12 protein-coding genes are annotated in these 10,394 nt (G+C 62.7%); 5 read left to right on the top strand and 7 right to left on the bottom strand.

The window, feature by feature from the left end:
- Nucleotides 1-4 precede the first annotated feature (4 nt).
- Nucleotides 5-1,174 carry a succinyl-diaminopimelate desuccinylase gene (gene dapE / locus FEV16_RS08630; RefSeq protein WP_138167210.1) on the top strand — a complete coding sequence of 390 codons (1,170 nt, stop codon included), beginning with the start codon at nt 5-7 and terminating at the stop codon, nt 1,172-1,174.
- Here dapE and FEV16_RS08635 read toward each other — a convergent pair.
- Both FEV16_RS08635 and FEV16_RS08640 read right to left on the bottom strand, forming a co-directional pair.
- A complete protein-coding gene (locus FEV16_RS08635; protein WP_138167211.1) occupies nt 1,137-1,592 on the bottom strand; it encodes a protein tyrosine phosphatase family protein in 456 nt (151 codons plus the stop codon). The two genes, dapE and FEV16_RS08635, sit on opposite strands and share 38 nt — an antisense overlap.
- Before the next feature lie 47 nt (nt 1,593-1,639).
- Nucleotides 1,640-2,857 carry an LL-diaminopimelate aminotransferase gene (locus tag FEV16_RS08640; RefSeq protein WP_138167212.1) on the bottom strand — a complete coding sequence of 406 codons (1,218 nt, stop codon included), beginning with the start codon at nt 2,855-2,857 and terminating at the stop codon, nt 1,640-1,642.
- A 185-nt stretch (nt 2,858-3,042) separates the two neighbouring features.
- Here FEV16_RS08640 and FEV16_RS16895 point away from each other — a divergent pair, with 185 nt between their 5' ends.
- The gene (locus tag FEV16_RS16895; RefSeq protein WP_171015172.1) at nt 3,043-3,204 is read left to right on the top strand and encodes a hypothetical protein; all 162 of its coding nucleotides are present in this window, start codon (nt 3,043-3,045) and stop codon (nt 3,202-3,204) included.
- Nucleotides 3,205-3,339: 135 nt separating this feature from the next.
- Here the strand turns inward: FEV16_RS16895 and FEV16_RS08645 are convergent, their stop codons facing one another.
- The 5 genes from FEV16_RS08645 to FEV16_RS08665 form a co-directional block, all read right to left on the bottom strand.
- Nucleotides 3,340-5,220, bottom strand: coding sequence for a TOPRIM nucleotidyl transferase/hydrolase domain-containing protein (locus tag FEV16_RS08645; protein WP_138167213.1), 1,881 nt, complete (start codon nt 5,218-5,220; stop codon nt 3,340-3,342).
- A gap of 206 nt (nt 5,221-5,426) precedes the next feature.
- Entirely contained in the window at nt 5,427-6,287 is an 861-nt protein-coding gene (locus FEV16_RS08650; RefSeq protein ID WP_246657234.1) for a tRNA nucleotidyltransferase, read from the bottom strand.
- Nucleotides 6,288-6,466: 179 nt separating this feature from the next.
- Nucleotides 6,467-6,709, bottom strand: coding sequence for a hypothetical protein (locus FEV16_RS08655; protein ID WP_138167214.1), 243 nt, complete (start codon nt 6,707-6,709; stop codon nt 6,467-6,469).
- A gap of 214 nt (nt 6,710-6,923) precedes the next feature.
- Nucleotides 6,924-7,268: a hypothetical protein gene (locus FEV16_RS08660; protein ID WP_138167215.1), complete on the bottom strand. Its 345-nt coding sequence runs from the start codon at nt 7,266-7,268 to the stop codon at nt 6,924-6,926.
- A gap of 48 nt (nt 7,269-7,316) precedes the next feature.
- A complete protein-coding gene (locus FEV16_RS08665; RefSeq protein WP_138167216.1) occupies nt 7,317-8,285 on the bottom strand; it encodes a beta-ribofuranosylaminobenzene 5'-phosphate synthase family protein in 969 nt (322 codons plus the stop codon).
- Between the two features lie 113 nt (nt 8,286-8,398).
- On the opposite strand from FEV16_RS08665, the gene FEV16_RS08670 reads away from it, so the two are divergent.
- The 3 genes from FEV16_RS08670 to folK are packed head-to-tail and all read left to right on the top strand — an operon-like array spanning nt 8,399 to nt 10,118.
- Nucleotides 8,399-8,776 (top strand): 4a-hydroxytetrahydrobiopterin dehydratase, encoded by a 378-nt coding sequence (locus FEV16_RS08670; protein WP_138167217.1) that lies wholly within the window; start codon nt 8,399-8,401, stop codon nt 8,774-8,776.
- 12 nt (nt 8,777-8,788) lie between these two features.
- Complete coding sequence (gene folP / locus FEV16_RS08675; protein ID WP_138167218.1) at nt 8,789-9,634, top strand: dihydropteroate synthase; 846 nt, start codon at nt 8,789-8,791, stop codon at nt 9,632-9,634.
- A gap of 4 nt (nt 9,635-9,638) precedes the next feature.
- Nucleotides 9,639-10,118, top strand: coding sequence for a 2-amino-4-hydroxy-6-hydroxymethyldihydropteridine diphosphokinase (gene folK / locus FEV16_RS08680; RefSeq protein WP_138167242.1), 480 nt, complete (start codon nt 9,639-9,641; stop codon nt 10,116-10,118).
- The last annotated feature ends 276 nt before the right edge of the window (nt 10,119-10,394 follow it).

Here is a 10,394-nt window from a genome sequence, read left to right on the forward strand (position 1 = left end):
GACAATGCCGGAGTCCCGCGCCGTCGCGCTTACCCGTGAACTCATCCGTTGTCCGTCGGTGACGCCGGCCGACGCCGGCGCGCTCGACGTCGTCGAACAGGCGCTCAAGGGCTCAGGCTTCGAGACGCATCGCATCGTCTTCTCCGAACCGGGCGCGTCCGACGTCGACAATCTCTTCGCCAAGATCGGCTCAGGCGCGCCGCATCTTTCTTTCGCCGGCCATACCGATGTCGTGCCGCCAGGCGATCTTGCGCGCTGGCGCTTCGATCCCTTCGCCGCGGAAGTCTTCGACGGCCGCATCTACGGACGCGGCGCGTCCGACATGAAGGGCGCCGTCGCCGCCTTCGTCGCGGCCGCTCTCGCCTATGTCGATCGGCATGGCGCGCCGAAGGGAACGCTCTCCCTTCTCATCACCGGCGATGAGGAAGGCATTTCGATCAACGGCACGGTGAAGCTCCTCGAATGGGCGCGAAAGCGCGGCGAGCGATTCGATCACTGCATCGTCGGCGAGCCGAGCAATGTCTCGACGCTCGGCGACATGATCAAGATCGGCCGGCGCGGCTCGCTCAACGGACGCATTCGCGTCATTGGCAAACAGGGCCATGTCGCCTATCCGCAGCGCGCCGAAAATCCGGCACCGATCATCGCGCGCATCGTCGCCGCGCTCTCAGGCCATGAACTCGACAAGGGCACCACGCATTTCGAGCGCTCCAATCTCGAATTTTCCACGATCGACATTGGCAACAAGGCGGTCAACGTTATCCCCGGCGAGGCGCGCGCCGAGTTTAATGTCCGCTTCAACGATGTCTGGACGCATGATTCGCTGAAAGAGCGCATTCTGAAGGTGATCAGGGAGGCGGCGCCGGGCGCGACTGTCGAAGTGGAATTCCCGCCGTCGAACGCCGTGTCTTTCATCACCAAGCCCAGCCCCTTTACCGAACTCGTCGTCGAGGCTGTGCGGCAGGTGACGGGGCTGACGCCGGAACTTTCGACGACCGGCGGCACGTCCGATGCGCGCTTTATCGTCAATTATTGTCCGGTGCTGGAGTTCGGCCTCACCAACGAAACGATCCACGCCGTCAACGAAAACGCGCGCATCGCCGATATAGACGGGCTTTGCGCCGTCTATGCGCGCGTCATCGAGCGCTATTTCGAGCCAGCATCCGCTCGATGAAGGCGGCCCAAACAGGATTGGGCGTCCAAATCTTCTCAAGGTCTGCGCGGGCGCGCGCCTCTTCGACGCCAGCGCCGATCCGGTAAAGATAGACGAAGGCCGAGACCCGGTAGTTCGCGATGCAGTGGATGTGCGTCGCAGATTCGCCAGCGCCTTCGAACGCCGCGCAGAAGCGATCGAAATCCTCTTCCTTGGGATTTTGGAAGTCGACTGGAATATGCGTGTAGCGCAGGCCGAGCGCCGCCAGAATCTCCGCCTCGTTCTTCAGCGCCTTCTCGCTTGTCGCGGGCGCGAGATTGATCACCTCGCGCACGCCGAGCGCGGCGATCTCATCGAACTGCGCTTGCGTCGGCTGGCCGGATGTCGTGGTCCGCGCATCGAGACGCAGCCAATTGTAGATGTCGTTGGGATCGGCCATCAGCCTCGCTCACGCGTTGCGTTTCATGCGACGGCGAGGCTTCGTCCTTACCCCCGCGCGGCGAGCGGCACGACATTATGCAGCTGCGTATCCGCCGTCTCGAAGAAGCGGCGCAGATTGCGCGCCGCCTGTCGGATGCGCTGCTCGTTCTCGACAAGCGCGAGGCGCACAAAACCTTCACCATGTTCGCCGAAGCCCTCGCCGGGCGCGACGGCGACGTCGGCCTTCTCAATCAGCAGCTTCGAAAATTCCAGCGTCGAGATATTGCGGAAGCGCTCGGGCGCCGGCGCCCAGACGAACATCGAGGCGCGCGGCGCCGGGATCGGCCAGCCCGCCTGCGCGAAGCTCTCGACCATCACGTCGCGCCGCCGCTTATAGATCGCGCGCATCTCGCGCACGCATTCGTCGGAGCCGTTCAGCGCCGCGGTCGCCGCGACCTGCACCGGCGTAAAGGCGCCGTAATCGAGATAGGACTTCACCCGCGCCAGCGCCGACAAGAGCCGCTCATTGCCGACGGCAAAGCCGATGCGCCAGCCGGCCATCGAGAAAGTCTTCGACATTGAGGTGAATTCGACCGTCACATCCATCGCGCCCGGCACTTGCAGGACGGAGGGCGGCGGATTGCCGTCGAAATAGACTTCGGCATAGGCGAGGTCGGAGAGAATGAAGATCTCGTGCTTCTTCGCGAAGGCGACGAGGTCCTTGTAGAAGTCGAGCGAGGCCACTTCCGCCGTGGGATTGGACGGATAGCAGACGACGACCGCAATGGGCTTGGGGATCGAATGCACGATCGCGCGTTCGAGCGCGCCGAAATAGTCGGGCGTCGGCGCCGAGGGCACCGAGCGGATGACGCCGCCGGCCATCAGAAAGCCGAAGGCGTGGATCGGGTAGGAGGGGTTTGGCACGAGCACCACGTCGCCCGGCGCGGTGATCGCCTGCGCCATATTGGCGAAGCCCTCCTTGGAGCCGAGCGTCGCGACGACCTGCGATTCGGGATCGAGCGTCACGCCGAAGCGGCGCGCATAATAGCCAGCTTGGGCGCGGCGCAGCCCGGCGATCCCTTTACTTGCCGAATATCGGTCCGTGCGCGGCTTGCCGGCGGTCTCGACCAGCTTCTCGATGACATGTTTGGGGGCGGGCAGGTCGGGATTGCCCATGCCGAGATCGATGATGTCGGCGCCGGCGGCCCGCGCCTTGGCCTTGAGGCGGTTCACCTGCTCGAAGACATAAGGGGGCAGACGCTTGATGCGATAGAAATCCGACATTTTCAGTCTTTGTTCCGAAAGGCGCGAAGCTGCGACTCTAGCCTATTTTGCCGGCGCGAGGGAGAGGTCAGCCTAGGGCCGAAATCGGCGAGCGAGGGGTAAAGGCGGAGCCCTTGCCCCCTGCAAAGCTGGCTCTAAGTCCATATTAGGCCTCTAACTACAGGGGCATAATCGTGGAGGAGACCATGATATCCGCCAAGGAACACATGACAATGGCGACTGTCGGCGCGATCGTCGGCGCGGCATTGGGCGCCGGAATTGGCGGCGCGCTTTTTGGGCTACCGGGCGCCATGGCCGCTGCAGTGCTGGGGGGCATGGGCGGCGCCTTCTTCGGGTCGTTTCTGTAATCGGGAGGCGACGCCATCGCTGTCATGAGACAATAAGCGCCGCGCTATCTTTGGCGCGGCGCTGCGGCGATGTCGGCACATGGTGCCAACTTTGTTTGGCAGCGCCGGGCGCGCGCCTTAAGACGGTTCACCTGCTTAGGCATCGCCATGAACAACCGCGGCTTCGGAGCGAAAGGCAAAGCGTCGCATGCCGGCGTTCGTCTCGTGTGAGACCTCTACGAGGTACCCTTGCGGTCCTGCGATCTTTAACACCGCCCGGAATTCGCTCTTCCTCGGCCTTTCGAATTCTGAGAGCGTGATGAGTTTACCCAAGCCCGTCTGCGATGAATTAAAATGCGTGGCGATCTGTTCCTTGCCCCAGTTAGGCTTACTGACGACAAGTCCCTGGAGATCGTGGATATAACTGCTCACATAGCGACGCAGCACGCTTTCAGTGTCGACCGGCGGCTTAGCCGGCAGCATCTCGATGCATTTAAACAACTCGCCATATCTCTCCGCCAGCCCGTGGTCGACAGTACCGGTCGCAAGCAACGCGATCTCCGCCGCGACGGCCTTTTTCTTGGCGCGGTCGTTCAGCGCGTACCGTTCGCCTGTATATGACGGCAGGTAGTGCTCAAGCGCGCCGCCGCCTAGAAGAAAGATGTGCTTCTTCTGAAGCGCTGCCTGAACCTGGCGCAATCGTCCTTCGATATTAGCGATCAGCTGGTCAGTTAAAACCGGCAGCAGAGCGTTGCGGTTCCCCGCCATCTCCGCGAGCACGGCCACGCGTTGGCGCGCGAGCTTCTTAGTGTCTTGGAGCAACGTCCCAAAATAAGTCTGAAGCGCCGCGACCGCGCCCTGCGCGTTTGCAATGGATTCGATAGCCCTGACCGCCGTGGTCAGCTCGCGGTCAAGCGCGCCACAATATATGGCGAAATCGGTGCCGAGCCCCAGGCCCGCAAGAAATTCGGCGATGCTTCCGTCCTCACGAAGACACTGGCGAAGACTACCCAGGAAGAGGCTGTCGAGATCGAAGAGGAAATACGCCTCCTTGCCATAGTGGCGGCAGAGCTCAACATATTTCGTTACTTCCTCGCAGCCACCAACATCGATCAGGCAACTGCCGGCCGCCGTTATCGACGCCTTGCGCCGCTCCTGAATCGCCTCGATCAATTGCGCGTCTGAAACGCCTTCCACGAAAATCGGGTTGTCAGCGAAGAACAGCTGCTTGTGATGGACATTCAGTCGCGGGATCAGCGAGACAAGGCGGTCGCTCTCCGCCTCCTGCAAGGCCCCGATGAATCTCGGCGGACTGTGGTCGGCCGAAAAGCAGAACACCGACTGCATGTCGTCCATCGTACGCAGATCGAGAATAAACGGCGAGTGCGTGATCAGGAGCACACCCTTCCGGCTGGTGCCCGTAACATGCGGTCCGGCGATCTTGCGCGCCTCCTGGATGAAGAAGGACTGAAATTGCGGGTGAAGGTTGAGCTCGGGTTCGTCTATAATTAGAAATGCGTGCTCATCGTTATGCAGGTGCGTCAGCAGGACCAGAAGCTCGCGGATGCCATGGCATTCCTCACGGTCCATCCGGTAGGCGTCGCCAGTGCGCGCGAGACGAGCCTTGGGGATTAAGTTACCGGAATCCCATTCCAGCGTGATGTCGCGGTTGAACAGCGAGCTTAAGGTTGCCTCGACAATGACACGAATGTCGGGGCGCTCTTCTAGAATAATGAAGGCGTCAATGCCGGAGCCGGTACTGCCTGCTTGGCGGAAGTGAGAGAACTGGTTTTTTTGATAACCGCCCGCGAAATGATCGCCGAAAAAATTCGGCATCGCACTCCGCGACATGCCTTCGAGTCGGTCCGTTCCAAGCAGCCGCGTATTCGGAAGTGCCCCTCTCAAGCTGTTTGCGAAACGCGACTTGCCGCTACCGTTGGGGCCTACGAGAAACGATAAGTCGCCTAAGCGCTCGAGCGTGAAAGGCTGCTCGGCCCAGGGCTTGGGTAAAACGAAAGTAATCGGTTGGTCGATCATCTCGAAGAATCCCATGGAAAAGTTGAGCGCTAGACAGGAAGGCCCTGACCGTTACGGACCACTTATCACACGGGGCAGGTTCAGCTGTAGCCGAATGTGCCGATCTCGTAATCTCTTCAAAGCGCTGGGCCAAAATGGAGTCCGCGCGAATGATGACTCTTGGCGCAATACAGACATCGAATGAAGGGTGAGCTGGTATCGTATCCCTACGCCACTTCGCTCGACCAGCGTTGCGAGCGAAAGGCGAGGGCGATCGCCTCGGCGCGGGCGCTCTGGCGCGCTTCCGCTGAGCCATTCTCCTTAATTTCGGCGCAGGCTTTAAGCGCAATCTCCAGCAACGCCGCTTTCGGATAGGACTGATCCTCGCGGCCGGCGTGCGCGCAGTAATCGCAGGCGCAGACCATCATCAACTCGCGGAAGCGCTCAGGCGCGTCAAACGCCACGAGCCGTTCGAGCATCATGGCGACGGGGCCGGCGCGCATTTTCGTCACGCGATGCACGCGCTCGCATTCGGCGAGCGCCAGCAGCGCGAGATCCTTGCATTCCGCCGGCGCGCCGAAGCGCGCACACATCTCTTCGATGCGCGGGCGCCCGCGCTCGACATGTTTGTAATGGACGGGGAGATGTTCGCGCGGCGAATCCGACTTGCCGACATTCATCACGAGCAGCGCGAAACGCACGGGCAGGGAAGCGCCGCGCCTCGCCGCTTCATCGAGCGTCTTCATCAGATGTGTGCCGAGATCGACCTCGGCCTCGCCGTCGGAAATATCCGGCACGCCGAAGAGCGCCGCGACTTCGGGGAGGATTTCGACGAGCGCGCCGCAGCCGCGCAGCGTCTTGATCAGCTTCGACGGCGCGGGGCTCATCAGCCCGCGAATGAGTTCAGGCCACATCTGCTTAGGGTCGGCGTCGACGAGATGGCCGGCCTCGACCTGTTCGAAGAGGAGATCGAGCGTGTCCTCGTCCGGGTCCGCCGCTCCTTCGGCGATCAGCGCCGCCATACGCAGAACGGCGAGGCCGGGATCGGTTTGTCCGAAGTCGGACAGGAATTCGGGTTCGGAGGCCATGGCGATGTCGACAATCACGAGACGATTCAGGCGACATGCAAAGGCCTTGCCGCGTGCGCCAGGAGAGGCGCGGGACAAAATCCGCTCAGAGGCGCTCCGCACGGGAGGCGTCGTGAACGGACCGAAATTCTTTTTATGAGCAGATGAAAACGCCGGCTCGTCTCAGCCGGCGCCTGTCGTCAATCGCCGGGCGTATGGTCAGGGTTGTAGCCCCCGTAACCGTAGTAGCCCAACGCGCGGGGCGGCGTAACCGGCACGCAAAGGCGGAAGGGACGCGAAGGCCCCGACTCCCACCAGCACCGTTCGAAGGGGGCGCCGGTGCTTTCCCAGGAAGCGAACGGATAATAGGGGCTAGCCTGGGCGGCGCCGGCGAAGGAGCCGACGATGACGGCGGCCGACAGCAGCAGTTTGATTCTAGACATGCAGATATCTCCCCAACGTCTGAAATGACGTTAGAGAGATTATGTTCCGACACCGGATATTATCAAGAGTCTGTGACGCTTAAATGACACTTATGACATGGATCGGAAATGCTGAAATAATTCAAATCTTGCGATGAGATGGGGAATAGCGCCAGGATGCTGCGGCGAACAAAACCCGCTCCGCGCCGACGAGGCGAAGCTGAGCGGGCGTGAGCTAGCGGGCGGCAGGCTTTACTGGCGCGTCAGGCGCAGCGACGCGGGCCGCCTTGCGCCGGTTTTCGGCGGCCGCCGCTTCGAGATCCGCGCCCATGGCGCGCAGATCGGCGGCGGTCTTGCGCTTCGGGTCTTTCTTGGGCTTCGGGTCGAAGGGGCGATAGTCCATGTGCTCGGGCCGCGACTCGCGCACAAAATCGGCGGCCTGCGGCGGCGTGGTCCGCAATCCGGTCGCGTCGAAAATCCGCCCGATGAATTCGCCGCCGCTCGAAGGCGCCTCTTGGGCGAGCGCCGCGCCGGCGACAAGAGCGCTAATCAGAACAAGGGCGATGCGCGCGAGGATCATGGAAGCGAATGGGCCATGAAAATGCGGCGTGAGTAGGTCCGAGGCGGGTCAGGCGATTTGCGCGTAAACCGCGTCGATCCTGGCGCCGCGGTTGAGACCACGATGGATCGATATGTCGAGCCCCTCTTCGCGCGCCTGCGCCCCGTGGCGGCCAAGCAGGCGCCGCGCCGCGTCGTCGCTCTCGATAAAGACAAAGCCTGTCGGTCCCCAGGAGGTCTGTCCGCCGCCGGTCGCGCCATCGGCAAGAAGGCGGGCGATGGTCGCCTCGACCTTGCCGCTCGTGAAACGGCGCCCGCCCTGCGCGGGGGCGAAGTGATCGCCGACAAGCTCCTGAATGCGCGTCACCGCCGCGCCGAAGGGCGCAAGATCCTTTTCTGCCAGCGCCGGCAGGATCTGCATCAGCACCAGCCGGCAGACTTCGCCGCTCGTCGTTGCATCGAAAGGCGGCAGTTCGGCGAAGGCGTCGCGCTCGTCGGCGCCATGCAGGCCGACATTCTCCGGATCGCTGACCAAGAGGACGCGCCACGCATCGGGAAACTCGGCGCGGGCGACGACAGGCGGCGTCGTCGTATGGGGCCCGCGTCCGCCGTCGACCACGACGCCGCCCAGTTGAAACAGCCCGGCGCCCAATCCGGAGCGCGCGCCGCGCGCCATCAGCGCCGCGTCGGCCAAGGGATCATGCGGCAGGTCCTCGAGCCGGCGCAGCGCAGCGCTGACCGCAAGCGCGAACTGCGTGCCGGAGCCCAGGCCCGCATGCGCGGGGATGGCTTCTTGAACCGTCAGCCTGTGGCGGCGCGCGACGCCGAGCGCCTCCTGCGCGCGCTCCAGGAGAGCTGCGGCGCGCGCGCTTTCCGGACCTTCGACAAAATTTCTGTCGGCGTGCGTCAGAGTCAGCTGCGTCGCCGGCGCGTCGATCGCCATGCCGACGCCGCCGAACTTGCGCCCTAAGCCGCCGTTCATGTCGAGAAAACCCAGATGCAGCCGCGCGCTTGCCGCGACGCTCACACTAGCCGGCATAGCGCCTCTTTGGTCCGACTGAAGACTTTGAGTCGGTTTAGGCTATAACGCATCTCGACGAAAGAATGTTGCGCCGCAGGGGCTCTTGCGCGCGGCGCAGGAGGGAGCCGGTCATGGCCAAGGAAGAGCGCGCCTATTCGGAAGACGAGATCGTCGCGCGGCTGAAGCGCGAACTGCCGCACTGGCGCTACGAGAACGGTTGGATCAGGCGCAAGTTCAAGACGCACAGCTGGAAGGGCACGTTGATGGTCATCAATACGGTCGGCCATCTCGCCGAGGCCGCCTGGCACCATCCAGACATCGCCGCATCCTACGCCTGGGTCGAGGTAAAGCTCATGACACATACGGCGAAGGGAATTACGGACAAGGATTTCGAACTCGCCAAGAAGATCGAGGAGGTCGTCTCCTGGCGCCCGGGCAAGGCCGGCGGCGCGCTTGAAGGCACGCCCGAGACCGATCAGCGCTTCGCCTATTTGAAATACGACGACTGACGGAACGCGCGCTTGGCCCTCGATATCGAAGCGATTGCGACAGCGCGCGATCGCTTTCTTTCTCTGATCGGGACGCGCCCGGTCATCATGGGAATCGTCAACGTCACGCCGGACTCTTTTTCGGACGGCGGCCTGTTCGCGACGCGCGAGGCGGCGCTGGCGCAGGCGAAGAAGCTTGTCAGCGAGGGCGCCGACATCGTTGACGTCGGCGCCGAGTCGACCCGTCCCGGCCACACGCCGCTGACCGCCGACGAGGAATGGGCGCGCCTTGCGCCGCTGCTCGCCGCGCTCGTCAATGAGGCCGGCGCGCCGGTGTCGATCGACACCTATAAGGCCGAGACGGCGCGGCGCGCGCTCGCGCTCGGCGTCTGCCTCGTCAATGATGTGTGGGGTCTGCAGCGCGATCCTATGATGGCGCCAATGATCGCGGAAGCCGGCGCCGCCGTCGTCATCATGCATAATCGCGAGACGACTGCGCCTGAGATCGACATCGTCGCCGACATGAAGCGCTTCTTCGCTCGCTCTCTCGATATCGCCCGGCGCGCCGGCGTGCCGGAACGGCATATCCTGCTCGATCCCGGCATTGGCTTCGGCAAGAGCCGCGAGCAGAATTATGAGGCGCTGCGCGCTATTCCAGAGTTGCTCGCGCTCGGGTTTCCTCTGCTGATCGGCGTCTCGCGCAAGTCGCTGTTTAAGGGGCTTGGCGACGGCCTTCTCGAGGGACGGCTCGTCGGCACGCTCGCGGCCAATCTTCTTGCCGCGCGCGAGGGCGCGCAGGTTTTTCGCGTGCATGACGCAGCCGAGCATCGCGCCGCCTTCGACGTGTTGCGCATTCTTACCGCGCGACCGCGAGGCTGAGATGATGCGGGTTGGATTTGGGCTTGGCAGCAATCTTGGCGACAAGCCGCAAAACATTCGCGAAGCATTGCGCCTCATCGAGGCGCGCGGGCTCGCGCGGCTTGCGGCGGTGTCGCGAATCTATCGCACGCCCCCTTGGGGCGATCTCGACCAGGGCGATTTCGCCAACGCCTGTGCGATCGGCGACACAACGCTTACGCCGTATGAGCTGCTTGCCGCAGTCAAGAAGATTGAAGCCGACATGGGCCGGGCGCCGACGCGGCGCTGGGGGCCGCGGCTGATTGACGTGGATATCCTGTTTCTGGGCGACCACGCGATCGATGATCCCGAGCTGACTCTGCCGCATAAGGAGCTCTTCCGCCGCGGCTTTGTTCTCGCGCCGCTCGCCGAGATCGCGCCGGACCTCGTATTGGACGGGATCGCCATGCGCGATGCGCTAGCCGCCGCTGATGCGACAGGCGTGCGTCCGTGGTCGGACGAATAGAAGCCCACCCCTGATGGTTGTCAGTCTTCGCAGCGCAACAATAATCTGCGCCGGGAGGTCAGGAGCGGAGGCGTGATCAATATTTCGTTTTTAAAATTAGTCATATAGAGTTAATTGTGCATTGCGCCACGCTGTTACTCAGAGCCTGCAAGGGGTAGCCTATTTCCTATTCACTAGGGTTGCATTGGCTATTCGATAGATTGTTTTGCTCTATACGGATGGGTATTGTGTGCGGAGGGGGTTATTGGAATTGTTGCGGCACGCTGAGCTGGGTCT

The organism is Methylocystis sp. B8, assembly GCF_005771425.1.
Taxonomy (GTDB): Bacteria; Pseudomonadota; Alphaproteobacteria; order Rhizobiales; family Beijerinckiaceae; genus Methylocystis.